18 protein-coding genes are annotated in these 17261 nt (G+C 71.8%); 12 read left to right on the top strand and 6 right to left on the bottom strand.

Annotated features, from left to right (window positions below):
• Positions 1 to 288: 288 nt before the first annotated feature.
• From AB0F77_RS25525 to AB0F77_RS25480, 10 genes are read left to right on the top strand one after another with little or no spacing between them, the layout of a single operon-like run.
• The gene (locus AB0F77_RS25525; protein ID WP_361953030.1) at positions 289 to 1167 is read left to right on the top strand and encodes an AfsA-related hotdog domain-containing protein; all 879 of its coding nucleotides are present in this window, start codon (positions 289 to 291) and stop codon (positions 1165 to 1167) included.
• Positions 1164 to 3893: a PEP/pyruvate-binding domain-containing protein gene (locus AB0F77_RS25520; protein WP_361953027.1), complete on the top strand. Its 2730-nt coding sequence runs from the start codon at positions 1164 to 1166 to the stop codon at positions 3891 to 3893. Before AB0F77_RS25525 ends, AB0F77_RS25520 begins: the two co-directional genes overlap by 4 nt.
• Positions 3890 to 4771 (top strand): hypothetical protein, encoded by an 882-nt coding sequence (locus tag AB0F77_RS25515; protein ID WP_361953024.1) that lies wholly within the window; start codon positions 3890 to 3892, stop codon positions 4769 to 4771. Before AB0F77_RS25520 ends, AB0F77_RS25515 begins: the two co-directional genes overlap by 4 nt.
• A 43-nt stretch (positions 4772 to 4814) precedes the next feature.
• Positions 4815 to 5444, top strand: a complete 630-nt coding sequence (locus AB0F77_RS25510) for a hypothetical protein (RefSeq protein ID WP_361953021.1) — start codon at positions 4815 to 4817, stop codon at positions 5442 to 5444.
• Positions 5441 to 6103, top strand: a complete 663-nt coding sequence (locus tag AB0F77_RS25505) for a DUF6182 family protein (RefSeq protein ID WP_361953018.1) — start codon at positions 5441 to 5443, stop codon at positions 6101 to 6103. Before AB0F77_RS25510 ends, AB0F77_RS25505 begins: the two co-directional genes overlap by 4 nt.
• 14 nt (positions 6104 to 6117) lie before the next feature.
• On the top strand, positions 6118 to 7008 hold the full coding sequence (locus AB0F77_RS25500; RefSeq protein ID WP_361953015.1) for a hypothetical protein: 891 nt from the start codon (positions 6118 to 6120) through the stop codon (positions 7006 to 7008).
• Positions 7005 to 8180, top strand: a complete 1176-nt coding sequence (locus AB0F77_RS25495) for a cytochrome P450 (RefSeq protein WP_361953012.1) — start codon at positions 7005 to 7007, stop codon at positions 8178 to 8180. The genes AB0F77_RS25500 and AB0F77_RS25495 overlap by 4 nt, the downstream gene beginning before the upstream one ends.
• A 2-nt stretch (positions 8181 to 8182) precedes the next feature.
• The gene (locus tag AB0F77_RS25490; RefSeq protein WP_361953009.1) at positions 8183 to 9319 is read left to right on the top strand and encodes a hypothetical protein; all 1137 of its coding nucleotides are present in this window, start codon (positions 8183 to 8185) and stop codon (positions 9317 to 9319) included.
• A gap of 4 nt (positions 9320 to 9323) precedes the next feature.
• Entirely contained in the window at positions 9324 to 10274 is a 951-nt protein-coding gene (locus AB0F77_RS25485) for an NAD-dependent epimerase/dehydratase family protein (protein WP_361953006.1), read from the top strand.
• A 27-nt stretch (positions 10275 to 10301) separates the two neighbouring features.
• The gene (locus AB0F77_RS25480; RefSeq protein ID WP_361953003.1) at positions 10302 to 10886 is read left to right on the top strand and encodes a GNAT family N-acetyltransferase; all 585 of its coding nucleotides are present in this window, start codon (positions 10302 to 10304) and stop codon (positions 10884 to 10886) included.
• Here AB0F77_RS25480 and AB0F77_RS25475 read toward each other — a convergent pair.
• From AB0F77_RS25475 to AB0F77_RS25465, 3 genes are all read right to left on the bottom strand, one after another.
• Positions 10883 to 11776, bottom strand: coding sequence for an alpha/beta hydrolase (locus AB0F77_RS25475; RefSeq protein ID WP_361953000.1), 894 nt, complete (start codon positions 11774 to 11776; stop codon positions 10883 to 10885). The two genes, AB0F77_RS25480 and AB0F77_RS25475, sit on opposite strands and share 4 nt — an antisense overlap.
• A 204-nt stretch (positions 11777 to 11980) precedes the next feature.
• Positions 11981 to 12421, bottom strand: coding sequence for a cupin domain-containing protein (locus AB0F77_RS25470; protein WP_361952997.1), 441 nt, complete (start codon positions 12419 to 12421; stop codon positions 11981 to 11983).
• 137 nt (positions 12422 to 12558) lie between these two features.
• Entirely contained in the window at positions 12559 to 13455 is an 897-nt protein-coding gene (locus tag AB0F77_RS25465) for an RNA polymerase sigma-70 factor (RefSeq protein ID WP_361952994.1), read from the bottom strand.
• Between the two features lie 243 nt (positions 13456 to 13698).
• Here AB0F77_RS25465 and AB0F77_RS25460 point away from each other — a divergent pair, with 243 nt between their 5' ends.
• A complete protein-coding gene (locus AB0F77_RS25460; protein WP_361952991.1) occupies positions 13699 to 14142 on the top strand; it encodes a cupin domain-containing protein in 444 nt (147 codons plus the stop codon).
• A gap of 36 nt (positions 14143 to 14178) precedes the next feature.
• Here AB0F77_RS25460 and AB0F77_RS25455 read toward each other — a convergent pair whose 3' ends face one another.
• The 3 genes from AB0F77_RS25455 to AB0F77_RS25445 form a co-directional block, all read right to left on the bottom strand.
• A complete protein-coding gene (locus AB0F77_RS25455) occupies positions 14179 to 14667 on the bottom strand; it encodes a cupin domain-containing protein (RefSeq protein ID WP_361953264.1) in 489 nt (162 codons plus the stop codon).
• A 97-nt stretch (positions 14668 to 14764) separates the two neighbouring features.
• A complete protein-coding gene (locus AB0F77_RS25450) occupies positions 14765 to 15238 on the bottom strand; it encodes a carboxymuconolactone decarboxylase family protein (RefSeq protein WP_361952988.1) in 474 nt (157 codons plus the stop codon).
• 113 nt (positions 15239 to 15351) lie between these two features.
• Positions 15352 to 16254: an NAD(P)-dependent oxidoreductase gene (locus AB0F77_RS25445; RefSeq protein WP_361952985.1), complete on the bottom strand. Its 903-nt coding sequence runs from the start codon at positions 16252 to 16254 to the stop codon at positions 15352 to 15354.
• Between the two features lie 190 nt (positions 16255 to 16444).
• Here AB0F77_RS25445 and AB0F77_RS25440 point away from each other — a divergent pair, with 190 nt between their 5' ends.
• On the top strand, positions 16445 to 17218 hold the full coding sequence (locus AB0F77_RS25440; protein WP_361952982.1) for a maleylpyruvate isomerase family mycothiol-dependent enzyme: 774 nt from the start codon (positions 16445 to 16447) through the stop codon (positions 17216 to 17218).
• Positions 17219 to 17261 lie beyond the last annotated feature (43 nt).

Genomic DNA, 17261 nt, shown 5'->3' with positions numbered 1-17261 from the left:
CGACGTCTGCGGGCCGCAGCTTACCGGCCAATTCCGCGGTAAAGCGAATCATGGCTCCCGTTCAAGCGGGCCGATAAGTGTGCCGACCATGCATTCGACGCCCGGTTATGGGCGCATTCGAGCCGCCTCGGGATGTGACTCCAGAATCCTAAGGGAAATACTAGAAATCGCTTGCTGCGGTTCTCCGGACGTTACGACCTGCGTAAGGTCGTCGGGTCGCTCCTGATTCGAGAGCGACCGGCTCGAATTATTGCATTCGCGGCCAGGCGAACGGAAAGGAGATGATGCATGGAAAAGAAGGAGATCCTTACAGGGCGGAATCATTCCTCCGGGAGGACGACAGCGCAATTGGTGGTCGACAGGGAGGATTCGTTCTTCTTCGACCACGCCCTCGATCATGTGCCGGGAATTCTCGTCATCACGGGATTGCTCGACCTGATACGGACCGAGAGCAGTGGCATACCGCCGGACTGGCGGGTGCGGATGTCCCTGGAATTCCACAGGTTCTGCGAACTCGACGACGACATCACCCTGTCGATCACCCCGCTGACGCCCGAGGACCGGCAGGAGAGCGGCAACGAGAACGAGCCGGGCTGGAACCTGCGCGCGGAGATAGGCACCGACGTCGCCGTCAGCGGAACCGCCGTCCTGGGCCAGAAGCCGTCCGCCCCGCTCGTGCCCGCAGCTCCGGGCCAGACCGGCACGTCCCTCCCCACGGCCGAACTCTCGCACCGCTCCCGCCCCGAGAACTGCCTCGTCGACGAGGCGTGGTGGGCCGAGGACCGACTGCTCGCGAGCGCCCGCAAGCCGCCCGCCGGCCATCTCCTGCGGGACCGCCCGCTGGAACAACTCATCGAGACCTCACGGCAGTTCGCCACCCTGATCGGCCACGCCGGCTATGAGCGGCCCAGCGACTCCAAGTTCATCCTGCGCACCCTGGAAGCGGACCTCCCGCCCGAGCTCCCGGCCGACGACGTCCGGCTGGAATGGGTGCCGCGCCCCCGCAAGGGCCGCGCGTTCGACCTCGCGATGAGGCTCTACCACCCGTCCGGCGACGGTCTCGACACGGAGGTCGGCAGCGCACACCTGGACACGCTGATCGTGGACCCGCGCCAGTACGAGACCATCCGCTTCCGCCGACGCCGCACCGAGGACGACGCACGATGACCCACACGACGATCTTTGCCGACACCGCGGCCGAGTCGGCCGACCCCCTGCTCGTGGGCCACAAGTTCGCACGCCAGGCACAACTCCGCGCGGCCGGTTACAACGTCCCCGAGTTCGTCTGCCTCTCGGTCGAGGAATTCGACCGCATGATGGAGACCGCCCGGCCGGACATGCCCGAACCGCCCGTGGACGGCAGCCCCGAGGAACTCGCCGAATGGGCCGAGAAGGCCGCCGCGGCGGTGCTGCGCGCCGGCGTCCCGGACAGCGTCACCGACACGCTGCTGCGCCACTTCGACCGGCTGGCGGGGGACTCAGGCGTCGTGGCGGTGCGCTCCTGCGCCGTCCCCCTCACGAGCGACACCGAACAGAGCGGCGAGGACTCCGCGGCGGACCCCTTCGCCGGACTGGGCCGCAGCTTCCTCTCGGTCGGCCGCGCCGAACTCGTCGACAGGGTCGCCGAATGCTGGACCTCGGCCTTCACCCCGGAGGGCGTGCTCTACCGGGCACGGCGCGGCGGTGACCCCGCCGCCACCCGGATGGCCGTGGGAATCCAGCGTCTCGTCCCCGCCGCCGGCTCCTTCGTGGCCTTCAGCCGCGACCCGCGCGGCGGCCACGGGACGCAGGAGAGCCTCATCGCGGCGGCCTACGGGCTCGGCGAGGGAGTCGTCCAGGAACAGGCCGACGTCGACCACTTCTCCGTGCACGCGACCACCGGCGCCGTCGTGCCGCGGCTCGTGCACAAGAAGCGCCGGGTCGTCCCGAGCGCCACGGGCGGCACGACCCTCGCGGACGTACCCGGGGAACTCGCGGACCGCCCCGTGCTCGACGACCGCACCGCACGCGCCGTCGCCGAACTGGCCCTGGCGCTGGAACGCCACTTCGGCATGCCCCAGGACATCGAGGGCGCGGTCACCGAGGACGGGGAGATCCACCTCGTCCAGGCCCGCCCGGCCGTCCTCGGCGCGGCGCCCCGCGACCGGCACGAACTGCACTGGAGCAACGGGAACATCTCCGAGAGCTACGCCGGACACACCTCGATGCTCACCTACTCCGTCGCCTCCGAGCTGTACGCGGTCGGATTCGAGGAGTTCTACCGCAGCATGGGCGTTCCCGAGCGGACCCTCCGCGGCCGGCGGTACGAACTGCGGCGGATGCTCGGCTACGTGGACGGCCGCGTGTACATGCGGCTGGAGTCCTGGTACCGGCTGCACAGCCAGATGCGGGCGTTCGTCGGACTGAAGCGCAAATGGGAGAAGGCCGTCGTGACGGTCGACTCGTCCGTGGTCCTCCCCGCGCCCACCCGGCTGCGGCGCTGGGCCATGAGGGTACGCGAAATACCGGCGGCCGGTCTGCGACGTGTGCTCAACCCCCGCCGTATGCGCGCCTTCTTCGCCTGGTGGGACGAGCGGCGGGACAACCTGCCCGACCCGCAGACCCGTTCACCCGGCCAGATCGTGCAGGACTACCGGGAGCTGTGGGCGGACGTCGCCCTGTGCTGGGGCCGGACACTCGTGGCCAACACCCATGTCATCGCCGAACTCGACCTGGCCGAACGGCTGATGCGCCGCTGGGCCCCGGAGGCGGACCGCGGCGTGCTCAACGGCATGCTGTGCGACGGGCCGGTCAACCGCTCGGTCCTGGCCCTGCGTTCCCTCCTGAACCTCGCCGAGGCGGTCGCGGACCGGGCCGAGGCACGGGCGGCCGTGTTCGGGGCCGACCAGGGCCGTGCGGAGCAGGACGCCGCCGACGTGTGGCGAAAGCTGGCGGGCGGCGCGTTCGGCGACGACCTCGCGGCGCTGGCGACCACGCATGTGAAGCGGTACGGCGACCGGGGTCTGCACGACCTCAAGCTGGAGACGACGGTGGTCTCCCAGCGCCCGGAGATGCTTCTGGCCCAACTGCGGCCGATCATCACCAGCGGTCGCACGACCGAGGTCAGCATCGAGGAGGAGCGCAGGGCCCGGCGGGAGGCCGAGGGCGAACTGCGTGCCCACTGCGCGGGCCCGCTGCGCCTCGCCCTGCTCCGCCTGCTGTTCTGGTCGCTCCGGCGCAATCTGTTCATCCGCGAGAACGCCCGCTTCTGCCGTACCGAACTCTTCGGCGCGTCCCGCAGGATGGTCCGCACCCTCGGACAACACCTCGTCGACGCGGGCCGGCTGGACTCGGTCGACGACGTCAACGACCTCACGGTCGAGGAGATCCTCGGCGTCTACGAGGGTGGCGGAGCCACTGTCGGACTGCGCGAACTGGCGGGGGTCCGCGCCAAGGCCCGGGAGGCGAGCCTGCTGCGCGGGGATCCGCCCAACATCTTCGCCACTGACGCCGATCTGCCCCTGGACCTGGCGCTGGAATCGGCCGGCTCCGCCCACAGCACCGCCGGATCCACGCTCACCGGCCTCGCCTCCAGCGGGGGAGTGGTGCGCGGACGGGCCCGTGTGGTCACCGAACCGGACGTCGACCCCGAGTCGTGCCGCGACCGCATCCTCGTCGCCCGGGAGACCGATCCCGGCTGGATGTTCCTCATGCTGGTGGCCAAGGGCCTGGTGGCCGAGCGGGGGACCGTGCTGTCGCACATGGCCATCACCGGCCGCATCTTCGGCGTCCCCACGGTGGTCGCGGTGCACGGCGTGGTGGACCGCATTCCCGACGGGGCACTGATCGAGGTGGACGGCGACCGGGGCACGGTCACCGTGCTCGACGAGACCGGAGCCGAGGACGCCTCATGATCACCCGGCTCACCAGGTACGCCCTGGCCTACCCGCTCTGGTTCTACGGCGCCGTCGGCCTCGGCTGGTCCTACGGCCTGACCTCCGTCTACCAGGCGGCCCACCGGACCGGTACGGCGCCGGCGGCCGGGCTCGCCGTGACGGCGGCCACCATCGCGGTCACGTTCCTGCTGTTCCGCGCCGTGGACGACGTACGCGACCTCGACTACGACCGGGTCCAGAACCCGCGTCGGCCACTGGTCACCGGGGCGGTGCAGGTGCGGGACCTGAAGACGCTGTTCCTCCTGGGCGTCGGTGTCCTGCTGCTGTTCAACGCACCGCGCGGCTGGCCCGTGGCCGGTTACGCCGCGGTCTGCGGGTACCTGTGCGTGACGCTCCTCGTCGAGTGGCGCTGGAAGTGGCCCGACGCCGACCGGCCGTTGCTGCACCTGCCGGTCAACCTTCCCATGCAGACACTGATCTGCCTCTACGTCTACCTCGGTTCCACCCGGGGGCAGAGCGAGCCGCCCTCCGGACAGGACGTCGGCGCCGCCCTGGGCTTCGTGCTGGCGCTGACACACCTCGAATTCGCCCGCCGGCTCGTCCGCGACCCCGCCCCCCACACCCGCACCTACGTCCACCAGTTGGGCGTGCGGGCCACGGCACGGGTGACGCTCGCCCTCCCGTTCGCGGCGGCGGCGCTCGAACTCGCCGCCGTCCGGCCGTGGTCCCCGGGACAGGCGGCCGGCTGGCTGGTCCTGCTCTCCCTGCCCCTGCCCCTGGTCGCCGCCCACCACTTCCACCGCGGGGCACCGCGCTGGTCCGTGGGCCTCGCCGTGCTGTACCTGCTGCTGACCTTCGCGTCGTTCGCGGCCATCGGCCTCCTCGACGCCCGGTGACAGCACCTCGATCCGACCGACCCATGGAACGGAGGCACGTCCCTTGACCGGATTCTGGACACTGCTCGGACCGGACTTCTCCGGAAAGTCCACGGTCCTGAGCCGGCTGCACACCGCACACGACTGGCACGTCGTCTCCTACGACGACCGCTACCTGGAGTCCGCCCCGCTGATCAGGCGGTTGCGGGAGATGTGGGTCGACGACGCGTTCGTCTGGAGCGGCAGGCGGTACTCGCCGGAGCTGGTGCTCGCGGTGCTGCACCCCATCGTGCTGCACCTGCGGGACGAACTGGCGCGCGCCGCGGGCCGCGAGAGGGTCGTCGTCGACTCGTACTACTACAAGCTGCTCTCCAAATGCGCCCTGCTGGGAGTGGAGGACAGCGGGGTGTTCGCCGCCTGGCGGTCCTTCCCGCAGCCCGAGGGCGTCGTCTACCTCGACGTGTCCTCCGAGGTGGCGTGGGAGCGCAGTGGCCGCGGGCAGCGGATCAACCCCTTCGAGCACTTCGGCGAGCGGCCCACCGAGGCCGGATTCACCCGGCTCCAGGACGAGTTGCGCGGCGCGCTGCTCAAGGAGACCTCCGAACTGCCGCTGACCGTCGTCGACGCCGACGCGCCGCCCGAAGCGGTACTGGACCAGGTGCGCGCCGCACTCGGTGCCCGGGTGGAACGATGACGCCGCCACCCACGGCCGCCCTCACCCAGGACCGGCTGGCCGCCCTCTTCGACGAACGGGCCCGGCTCGTGGCCGGAGCCACCACCGACACGACCTCCGTCACCGCCCTCGTGGTCCTGCGCGGCCTGGACGTCGTCGACCTCGTCCGGGGCGCACGCGCCTTCGCCACCGGACTGACCGGGGCGGAGGGCCGGACCTGGCTGCGTTCGTGGACCAGGACCCGCTTCCTGTTCGGCAACCCGCAGAACCTGACGGACCGCGCCCCGGCCCGGACCGTGGCACCGGCCGGCACCGCAGCCTGGCTCGGACCCCACCCGTCGGACCATCTGCCCGGGGTCAGCCGCCTGCTGAAACCGCTCACCGGATCGCTGCCGCCGCTCCCGCGCACCCTCGACGTCCCGGGCCGCGCCGGCGGCCCGCCCCGTGAACTCCGGCTGGCCACACGGGAGGTGACGCTCGTCAAGTACCTCGTCCATCTCCACCACACCGTCGCCGAGGCCGTCCTGCTCGGCCGGCTCACGGTGGACGAGCCCCTGCGCCTCGTCCACCGGCCCGACCTGGAGCCGATGTCCGCCCCCGGGAGCCCCGGTTACGCCCGGGTGCACTACGCGGCCGACAACACGTCGGAACTCCGCCTCTACACCTCGCTCGCCCCTTAAGGAAGGAGAGAACCGTGCTTCCCGCCCACTTCTCCGAGCAGGACCTGGCCCGCCTCGCCCTCTCGGCCCAACTGAGAGACCTCTCCGAGGAGTTGCGCAAAGCGGTCGCCGAGCCCGACGGCCCCACCGCGGCCGGCCCCGGCAGCGCGCTGGCCGAGCGGATCCTCCGGCTCCTCGACGACGGGGTGCCCGCGCTCCAGGACGCGCTGGTCGCCCATCTGCGGGCCCACGACACCTCCTGGGCCTGGATCGGCGCCCGCACCGGACTGGGCGAGGACGGCGCCCGCGCCCGGTGGGGCCGCACCGAACCGGCCCGTCTGCACGACGCCCGCGCCACCGCCGCCGCGCTCGACGAGTGGTACGTCCGGCACGCCCAGGTCGAACCCCTGGCCCAAGTGGGCGACCCCGTCAGCCGGTTGCTCGGCGACGCCGAGGGCGACCCGCAACGCTGCCTGATCTGCGCCAAGTACGCGGGAGAGGCCGTACCCGCCTGGGCCGGCCGTCCCGTACCGCCCGGTGGCCACCTCGTCGACGACGGCACCTGGCGGGTCGGACACGGCCCCGCCGGCTTCTGGCCGCGTGGCACCCTCCTCATCGAGTCCCACCGGCACTTCCTCGACCACACCGAGATCACGCCCGACGAGGCCGTGTCGCTCGGACTGCTGATCCGCCGGCTGAGCGAACCGATCAAGGCGGCCACCGGTGCACCGCGCGTGCACGTGTGGTCGAACATGGAGGGGACCCCGCACTTCCACACCTGGCTGGTGCCGCGCGTCACCGAGGTGCCCAGCGGACGGCACTTCATCGGCAATCCCGGCTACTGCACCGCGGCCGAGGCGGAGGAGGCCGCGCACGCCATACGCAAGGCCCTCGACAGCCGCGACGGGGCGGAGGCCGGCGCGTGAGCGAGAACCTGCGGTTCCCCTTCCCGGACCACGCGGGTGTCGAACCCGCCCCCGAATTCGGCACGTTGGCCCGGCTCGGGCGACTGGTGCCGGCCACGCTGCGCAGCGGCGCGTCCGCGCTCCTCGTCCACCGGTACGAGGACATGTGTCAGGTGCTCACCGACCCCGCCTTCGCCCGGTTCCCCGCCGCGCAGTTCGGCCTCAGCGCCCGCTCCACCGAGTCGCTCGCCCTCAACTCCGTGGACGCGCCCGACCACACCCGCCGCCGGCGCCTGGTGGCTCACGCCTTCACCGGCCAGCAGGCCGACCAGCTGCGGCCCGAGGTCGAACGCCTCACCAAGGACCTGGTCGCGGGCATGCTCGAACGCGGCGCCCCCACGGACCTGTTGGCCGACTACGCCGTGCCCCTCACCGTCGGAGTCATCAGCCGGATCTTCGGCATCCCCGAGTCCGAGGTGCGCCGGCTGCTGCCGCTCGTGGAACGCATGATGTCCACCACCGCGTACGACAGGTCCGAGGTGCAGGACGCGCACCACGCCATGTTCGCGGAGTTCGAGACGTACCTCGCCGGCCCGCACGAGGACCCCGACGGCCTCTTCGGCAGGCTCGCCCGGGCCCGTGACGCGGGCGAGCTGATGCCCGGCGAGGCGGTGCACCTTGCGTACGGGCTGCTGATCGCCGCGCACGAGACGACGGCCAACCAACTCGCCATGTGCGTCCTGGTGTTGCAGCGCGACCCGGAGGAGATGGAGCGCCTGCGGACCCGGCCCGAACTGCTGCCCGCCGCCGTGGCGGAACTGCTCAGGTTCACCTCGCTCAACGCCGCGGGCGGTGTGCCGCACATGGTCCAGCGGCCGGTCACCCTCGGTGGGGTCCGCCTCGAACCCGGCACGGTCGTCCTGCCGGTCACCGACGCCGCCAACCGCGATCCCGAGGTGTTCCCCGAGCCGGACACCCTGCGCCCGGACCGGCCCGCCAACCCGCACCTCTCGTTCGGGCACGGCCGCCACCGCTGCCTCGGCGCGTCGATGGCGCAGATGGAGCTGGAGGTCGCCCTCGGCACACTGCTGCACCTGCTGCCCGGACTCCGCCTGGCCGTACCGGAGGACGAGCTCGAATGGCGTACCGGCATGTACATCCGCGGCGTTCGAAGGCTCCCGGTCACGTGGTAGCCGTGGCCACGCGGGCCGCCGCAGGGCGCGAGCGGGTGCTGCTCGCGCCGGTCACGGTGAGCCCCACCAAGCCGCTGACGCCGACCCATGTGAAGTACCTGCTGTCCCTGGACATGATCCGCCGGGCCACCTCGGCCTTCGCCGACGTCGACGTGGCCTACCACCACGCGGTGTACACGGGCAGCCGTCAGGTGGCGGGCTTCTGGGACTACCTCGAACGCCGTCACCCGGGACTCGACGCCGACGCGCTCAGCGAGGAGGACATCGGGCACCTCTACGTCGCCCACCATCGCGACGAGCCCGCCCCCTACGCGTCGATCCGGCCCATGGTGCGCCGCGCCGAGGACGGCTGGACCCACCCCGTCACCGCCCGGCTGCTCGACCTGTGGGAGCGGCACTACCGGCGCCTCGGCATGACCGACCCCGGCCTCGGCCGCGGTCGCCCCGAACTCGCCCCGGCGGACGAGGTGATCGATCTGATGACCCGTCACGCCGTGTGCCTGGACGGGCGTCCGCTCGGCGCCCCCGTCTACCTGGACGCGACCCGCAGGGGACTGCCGCTGCGGTCCGTCCTCAACGAGGAGGGGCAGTCGAACTACCTGCTCTACCTCCTGCGCGAGCTGATACCGGTGCTTCCGCGGTACGACCTGGTGGTCCTCGCCCACGACGTGGAACTGCGCCACGACTACCGGACCGTGGCGCACGTCCTGGAGACCCTGGGCGCGCGCGTGGTCAGGTTCGAGGTGCCGCGGGTGCCGCTGGAGGGGAACACCCGCTCGGCGCGGGCCGGCGGTTGGGAGGGCTACACGCTCGACGCGTTCCAGGGGCCCCTCATCGAGAGGCACGGACTGGCCGCGTTCCGCCTCGGGCTGCGGCTCTACCTGGTGGCAGGACTCGGCCGGACCGCCGCGCAGTCCTTCGCCCTGCGGCCGCTGGAGCGCTGGGTCCGCCGGGCCGGACGGCTCCTGGCGGACCACGCGGGCGCCACCGCCGAACCGGCCCCCTACCTGACCGGCATCACCGGGCGCCAGGGGTACGCGGACCCGTACCGTGTGGCGACCGCCCTGCTGAGCAAGGACAGTGACGTACCGGTCGCGGGCCTGATCCGCGTGGTGACCGGCGGAGAAGAGGAGCAGTGAACCCATGAGCGCGGCAGCGGTGAACCCGTTCGCGTCCGGCCCCGTGCTGCTGACCGGCGGGACCGGCTTCATCGGATCCCATGTGCGCCGACGGCTGCGCTCGCGCGGCACGCCCGTACGGGTGCTCGCCCATCACGCCGACACCGACGCGGACGAACTCGTCCGGGGCGACCTGGGCGACCCCGACTCGCTGCGGGGCATCTGCGAGGGCGTCACCACCCTGGTGCACACCGCGTCCGTGATCAACGGCAGCGAGGAGGCGTGCCGGTCCGTCAACGAACGCGGCACTGCCGCCCTGGTCGCCGAGGCGCGGCGGGCGGGCGTACGCCGCATCGTCTACGTCAGCACCGCGGCCGTCTACGGCCAGGGCGTCCACCGGGGCATCACCGAGGACGCCGTCGTGCCGGCCCCCGTGTCGCCGACCAGCCGCTCCCGCCTCAAGGCGGAGGGCAGCGTCCTGGCGGTCGGCGGAACCGTCCTGCGGCCGATGTTCGTGTACGGCGACGGCGACCGCTGGTTCGTGCCGACGGTGGCACGGCTGGCGCTCCGCCTGGGCGCGCGGCCGGCGGGCGGCAGGGCGAGACTGTCCCTCGTCTCCGTCGACGCCCTCGCCGAAGCGGTGTGCGCCGTGGCCCGGTTGCCGACGACCGGCCTGGACGGGGCGGTCCTGCACGCGACGCCCCCCGCCCCCACCGCCCTCGGCGAGATCCTCGACACGCTCACCGAGCACGGCCTGCTGCCCCCGCTCACCGACGAGATCGACCACGACGCGGCGCTGGCCCTCCTGGGCGACGCCACGGCCCGCACCCTGAGCCTGCTCGACGTCGACCACTACTACGACGGCGGACGACTGCGGCGAGCCGTGGACCTCCCGCCCGAGGCAGGTTTCCGGGAGACCTTCGCACGCTACGCGGGGTGGTACGAGGGCGTCATGGCCACCCCGTCCCATGACTGAGCACCCTCCCCGCGTAGGGTCGGCCCGGTGACGATCGATGTGCGCAGGTCCCGCCCCGACGACCACCCGGCGATCCTGTCCCTGATGGACAGAGCCCGCGGAGAGGGGCTGAACGACGAGGAACGGGCACGCCGCGGGTTCGTGCAGGGCAGCATGTCGGGCGAACTCCTCGACCGCTTCGCGCGGGACCCCGGCATCTTCGTCGCCGACGAGGCCGGGGAACTGGCAGGGTTCGCCATGACGAGCGAACCGGGCCTGCTCCCGCCGGAGCACCCGGCGTCGGCGGCCGTCCGGGCGGTCACCGCGACGACGGAGGGACACGACCCGGGACGGCTGTTCCTCTACGGCCCCGTGGCCGTCGACGAGCGCTTCCAGGGACGCGGAGTGCTGACGAAGCTGCTCACCGGACTGAGCCACGCGCTGGAGAGCACCTACGACCTCGGTGTCGCCTTCGTGGAGACGACCAACGAACGCTCCCTGACGGTGCACCGCCACTACGGCATGACGGAGACACCCCCCTTCGACACCGTCGGCCGCACCTACGTGGCGTTCAGCTTCCCGCCCGCGGCATTCACCCACCGCCACCCCGACGGACCCGCTGCGGCTCGCTAGGACCGCGGTGCGTGCGCGGTGTTCTTGACGACGTGCCGGCCGACCGCCTCGACGGCCTCGCGGCCCTCGGGCAGCCACGACGCCAGATGGTGCCAGACGTGGGGCGCGCCGGGGACGACGATCAGCGTCGCCTCGACGTCGGCCTCGACGGCGAGCCCGTGCAGGGTGAGGGCGTCGTCGTAGAGGGTCTCCTCGGTGCCGACCTGGATCAGCAGCGGCGGGAGCCCCGTGAGGTCGCCGTGGACGGGGGAGACGTACGGGTGTCCGGGGTCGGCGCCGGCGAGGTAGTCGGCGGCGGACCCCAGCAGTTGCTGCCGGGACACCAGCGGGTCACGGGCCTCGCGCTCGATCATGGACCGGCCGGTGGCCTCCATGTCCACCCAGGGCGAGTTGACGGCGGCAGCGCCGGGCAGCGGCAGGCCCTCGTCCTTGAGCCGCAGCATGGTGGCGATCGCCAGCCCGCCGCCCGCGGACTCCCCGACCAGGGCCATGCGGTGCGCGGGCACCCGGTCGAGGAGGGCCGTGTAGGCGTCCCGGGCCGCGTCGAGGGCGGCGGGAAAAGGGTGTTCGGGGGCGAGCGGATAGTCCAGCAGGGCCACGGCCGCCCGCGTGGCGTCGGCGACGTTCGCGGCCAATTCCCGGTGACTGCGGGACGATCCCATCCGGTAGGAACCGCCGTGCAGATACAGCACGTACCGGTCCGGCTCCGACCGCGGGGTCGTCACGAGAGTGCCCCGCGCGAACTCCAGCGGAGCGATCACGGTCCCCTCCGGGAGCGGGAACGCCTCGCCCCACCGGTCGTAGGCGTCGCGCTGCCGCTGCAGTTCGGGGCCGGCGGAACTCATCAGGTCCCGGATCGCCTGATGCGCCTTCACCATGTCGTCCTTCATCGGACAGTCCTTCCGTTGCCTTGCCGACGGCGGACCTCCGACGCTAGCGACCGGCCTCCGCGCGACAACGCGGGAGACGGCCGTCACGCCGACACGGATCACCGCAGGGCCCGTGCGTGCCGGGAAGCATCGCCCGAGCCGCACCTCGCGCGGGAATCCTCCACGGCCCGCCGCGGGCTGTCGTACGGCTGCCGGAAGGCGGGGCTACTCGAAGTCGCAGCCGGGGTTGGGGGCGTCCTCGGAGAGGGGCGCGCCGTGCGGCAGCACGTACAGCACCTCCAGCACGACGTCCTTCGTACCGAGGTTCCGGCCGATGTGCACATGGTCGGGACCGGAGGGCTCCTCCAGGAAACTCCCCTTGCGGTACACCCCGTCGGACGCGCACGTGGCCGCGAAGTGGCTGAGCGTCCCCTGCTTGACGTACCCGTACAGGGGACCGTCGTGGTAGTGCCAGCCGGTCGCCTGACCGGGCGGAACGGTGACCTCCCGCCAGATGTAGTCGGTCCCGCCGACGGTGGACCGCGCGATGATCGTCCCCGTGACACCGGGTCCGGCCGGGGTGGCGTACGCGACGCCGGGCAGGGACAGCCCGGCGAGCAGGGCACCGACAACTCCTGCGCGGTGCAGGCGGGACAGCGGGCGCATGGCGACTCCGTCTCGGGACGAGTGCGGTCAACTGACGCCACACCCTAGGACAGGGCCGCGCACGGGGTCGTACGGTTCACCGGTCCGTCACACCGCCGTGGGAGTCGGCGTGCGGCGTTCCGGTGGAGCCTCTTCCCTCAGTGGGCCAGTGACGCCACGTAAGGTGCCAGCTTGGCGGGGCTCAGCACCCACAGGAGGCGTTCGATGCCGCGCTCCGACACGTCCGCGGTCACCAGGGCGATCGCGGACCCGCCGGACGAGACGAGAATGGCCGGCCTGCCGTTGGCCTCGACCCAGCGGATGTCCGTGTCCGGCCAGAACCGCGGGGCGAAGGCGGCGAGGGTCCGGGAGACCCGCGGCAGTCCGACGACCGGGATCCTGGTCGCGCCGCGCATGCCGTTGCCGTCGGAGTAGCTCACCACGTCCTCCGTGAGGACGTTCTCCAGCACGGCCAGATCGCCGGTCCGCGCCGCGGCGAGGAACACTTCGAGCAGGCGCCGGTGCGCCCCGGAATCGGCCGGTTCCCTGCGCTCCGCGGCCAGATGTCTGCGGGCGCGGCTGACCAGCTGGCGCGTGTTGGCCTCGCTGGTCTCCAACATGTCCGCGATCCGCCGGTACGGATAGTCGAACGCCTCCCGCAGCACATAGGCGGCCCGTTCCACGGGGTTCAGCTTCTCCAGCAGGAAGAGGACCGCCAGGTCCAGCGCCTCCGCGCGCTCCGCGCCCAGCTGGGGGTCCTGACTGGTGTCGACGGGCTCGGGGATCCAGGGCCCGACGTACGACTCACGGCGCACCCGGGCCGACTGGGCGACGTTGATGGCCAGCCGGGTGGTGACCGTGGTCAGGAACGCGCTTGGTTCCCGGACGTCGCCGCGGTCCGCCTTCTGCCAGCGCAGCCACACCTCCTGGACGACGTCCTCGGCCTCCGTGACGCTGCCGAGCACCCGGTAGGCGATGCCGAAGAGCTGAGGGCGCGCCGCGACGAAATCCCTCGTAGCCTGGTCGAGGGAGCCCGCGTTGTCACCGGCGCGCATACATGTCCTCCAGCAGTGGATCACCGTGCTCCAAGTCGGCCCAGCATGTCACGTGTACGGCGGGGGCCGTCGGCGGTGTCGAGCGGGTGGAGTACCCCCTGTCACAGATCCGTCGTCCGTCCGGTCATCACGGGGAGACGTTCACGGGACACGGACGTGTGAGCACACGCGTCCGGTCGACGGTGTGTGGTCGACGGTGTGTGCCGGTCCCATGACGCGGTGGACCCATGGAGGTGCAACACGATGTCGGACAAGAACCTGGCGCGCGAAACCGCGGGACGGCCCCGGTCGGAGGCGTGGAGGACGGCGGCGACGCTGCTTCAGGACGCCGCTCCGCTGGACATTCCCGAGGGGGCATCGGCGATGACCATTCACGTCGAGTGGGAGCCCGGGGACCCGGGGACCCCGCCGCACCGCCATTCGGGACCGGCCTTCGGGTACGTCGTCGAGGGCGCGGTCCGCTTCGAGCTGGAGGGCGAGCCCGAGCGGGTGGTCGAGGCCGGGGGGACGTTCTGGGAGCCTGGCGGTGACACGATCCACTACCAGGACGGCAACGCGCTGACGGACGCGCGGACCCGGTTCGTCGTCACCATGATGTGCGCACCGGGAAGGCCCATGCTCGAACTGGTCACCGAGGAGGAACTGGCCGAGCGGGCCCACCTGCGCGCCCCCCGGCCCACCACCTGAGAGGCGGCCGGGGGGGGGGCGGGGACCGCTGCTGTGTCAGTCCACGAAGTAGGAGTCGTGCTTGTCCAGGAACGCGGCGCGCTCCTCGTCGGTGGCGTCGCTCAGCAGTGACAACTTCTCGAAGTACTCCTCGCGCGGCGCACCCGGGGTGAACAGCAGCAGCATGTCGGCCGGGGCGTCGGAGTCGTTGCGGAAGGCATGCAGCCCGCCCTGCGGTACGTGCAGGAAGTCGCCCTTGACGGCGTCGATCCACTGGGCGCCGTCGAAGAGCCGGACGGTGCCGTCGAGGACGTAGAAGGACTCCGAGATGGTCTTGTGGAAGTGTGTCGCCGGCCCGCCCGCCCCCGCGCTCATCTCGACCCGGTAGAGGCCGAACTCACCCCGGGTGGTGGCCGTGGTCGCCAGGTAGTGGATCGCGTCCTTCCCGGCCTCACCGACGTCCGCCCCGGTGCCGACCGGCCGGAAGGTGGCGCTGACCTCCCCTTCGTCTCCCCAGTAGACCTGTTCCGGATACGACATGGTCACCATCCCCAATACGTTGCGGCGGAAGCACGTCGATCGCACTTCCATTGTCGAGAGCGGATCAGTAAGGCGCACGCGGCCGTCGGTCGCGCGAGGCAGGTCAGGCGAACCGGCCGGGCTGGTAGTCGCCGGCGGGCTGCCGGTTGACGACGTTGATGCGGTTGTAGGCGTTGATGACGGCGATCAGGGAGATCAGGGCGACGAGCTGGTCCTCGTCGAAGTGCTTGACGGCGTCGGCCCAGGCGTCGTCGGTGACACCGCCGGCCGCGTCGGCGATACGGGTGCCCTGCTCGGCCACCTCCAGCGCGGCGCGCTCGGCGTCGGTGAACACCGTCGCCTCACGCCAGGTCGCGACGAGGTTGAGCCGCTGCACGCTCTCTCCCGCGAGCGCGGCCTCTTTGGTGTGCATGTCGGTGCAGAAGCCGCAGCCGTTGATCTGGCTGGCGCGAATCTTCACCAACTCCTGGACCACGGGCGAGAGCCCCGAGTCCGACACCGCCTTCCCTGCCGAGTTGATGTGCCTCAGCACCTTTCCCGCGAGCGGGTGACCGAAGTAGTCGAGACGTGCTTCCACGGTGATCTCCTTGCCGAGTGCGGATACACACTCCTGACCGGGAAGACCGGGCACGCGTGACAGGGAAGGGGAGGTGACGTACCTCTCATCGCCGCAGCCCGATGCCACGGCGTTCAGTCCGGGAGGGTCCGCCGGGTGCGCAAGGTGGTTCCGGCCTGTTCCTCCAAGAGGGCGACGCCGAGGAGTTCGCCGTCGGCGGGGCCGAAGCGGTCCAGGGCCCGCCGGTGGAGGAGACGGACGGCTTCGGCGACGGAGTGCGGTGTTCCGAGGTCCCGCGCCAGCTCGGTGACGGCGGAGAGCTGGTCGTGGATGTGGTCGAGGCCGAACGTCCTGAGGTAGTCGCCGGCGAGGAGCGCGGGCAGGTCGTCGCGGATGAACGCACTGGACGCCGCGCTGGTCGCGAGGGTTTCGGTGAGCACGTCCAGGTCGACACCGGCGCGTCGGCCGAGGAGCAGGGCCTCGGCGGTCGCCGCCGCCTGGCCGAACCAGAGCAGATTGACGAGGAGTTTGACCGTGTAGCCGGTGCCGGGCCCGCCGAGATGCGTGATCCGGTCGGCGACGGCGGACAGCAGGGGCCGGTGCTGTTCGAGCAGAGCGACGTCGCCTCCGACGAACAGGCGCAGCCGTCCCGCGACGGCGTCGTCGGGCCCGCCGCCCATCGGGGCTTCGAGGACACCGACGCCTCGCGCGAGCGCCCGCGCACGCACGGACGCCGCGGCGGACGCCGTGTTGCTGCTCATGTCGATCCACGTCGCCCCCGGCGCGAGCGCGTCGAGGAGGACGTCGTCCATCACCGCGGTCACCTCGGCCGGCCCGGGCAGGACGGTCACCAGTACGTCGGCCCCCGTGACCGCCCCCGCAGCCGACCCGCCCCACTCGGCCCCCACGGCACGAGCGGTGTCCTCGATGTCGTCCCGCACGTCGAAGACACGCACCCGATGGCCGGCCCGCGCCAGATTCGCGCAGATGGGAGCACCCATACGCCCCACCCCGATCACCCCGACCGTCATCCCCACCGCTCTTCTCCCCCCACCGTCACGAAACACCCCGCCCTTCGGCCGGACTCGGCCTCAGGGCCACGTCGCGCGCGAGCCCTCCGGCGGTCACGCCACTCCACCACATGTATCGCATGAGGAGGGTTCGGCCGGGCGGTCGGGGACCTTGGGCGGAGGGAATGATCCCGGCGGGTGGGGGGTTGGGGGTGCCATGAGTGAACTCGTGGACCGTACGATCGCGGCCCTGCGCGCCGAGCACGACACCCTGGTGGCGCTGCTCGCGGACCTGGACGACAACAAGCTGACCGCACCCAGTGGTGCCGACGAGTGGACGATCGCCCAGGTGCTCTCGCATCTCGGGAGCGGCGCCGAGATCGGTCGGGTGCCGATCGCCAGGGCGGCGGGCGAAGCCGTGGAGGCCGAGCCCAACGAGGCCGTCTGGGCGCGCTGGGACGCGGCAGCCGCCACCGACCAGGCGTCCGGCTTCGTCGAGTCCAACACCCGCTGGATCGAGACCGTCGAGGCCCTGACGCCCGAACAGAGGTCGTCGCTGGCCGTCGATCTCGGGTTCCTCCTCGAGCCCGTGCCCCTGGTGACCGCGCTGGGCATGCGGCTGAACGAGGTCGCCAACCACTCGTGGGACGTACGGGCCGGCCTGGACCCGAAGGCCGAGGTCGACGCGGACTCCGCCGCGGTCCTCCTCGACCTCCTCGCGGGACCGCTGGCCTTCGTCCTCGGCTTCCTGGCCAAGCCGGCCGAACTGCCCGAGCCGGCGTCGATCGCCGTACCGGGCGCGGGCCTCGTCATCGAGGACAAGGCTTCCGTCGTCGCCGACCTCGAGTCGCCGTCGGCCACCTTCCGCGGCTCGCCGGAGGCGTTCGTCCGGCTGGTGAACGGCCGCCTCAAGGAGCCGTACGCCCAGGGCGTCGCCGTGGACGGCGACGTGACCCTCGACGCGCTGCGCCGGGTGTTCCCCGGCTTCTGACCGTTCGACGGCCGGGCGGCCGAATGGACCGGGGCGGTGCATC

This window comes from Streptomyces sp. NPDC026672 (genome assembly GCF_040638185.1).
In the GTDB taxonomy this organism is placed as follows: domain Bacteria; phylum Actinomycetota; class Actinomycetes; order Streptomycetales; family Streptomycetaceae; genus Streptomyces.
Note: the sequence above shows the minus strand (reverse complement) of the source record. Positions and strands in the feature narration are given on the sequence as shown.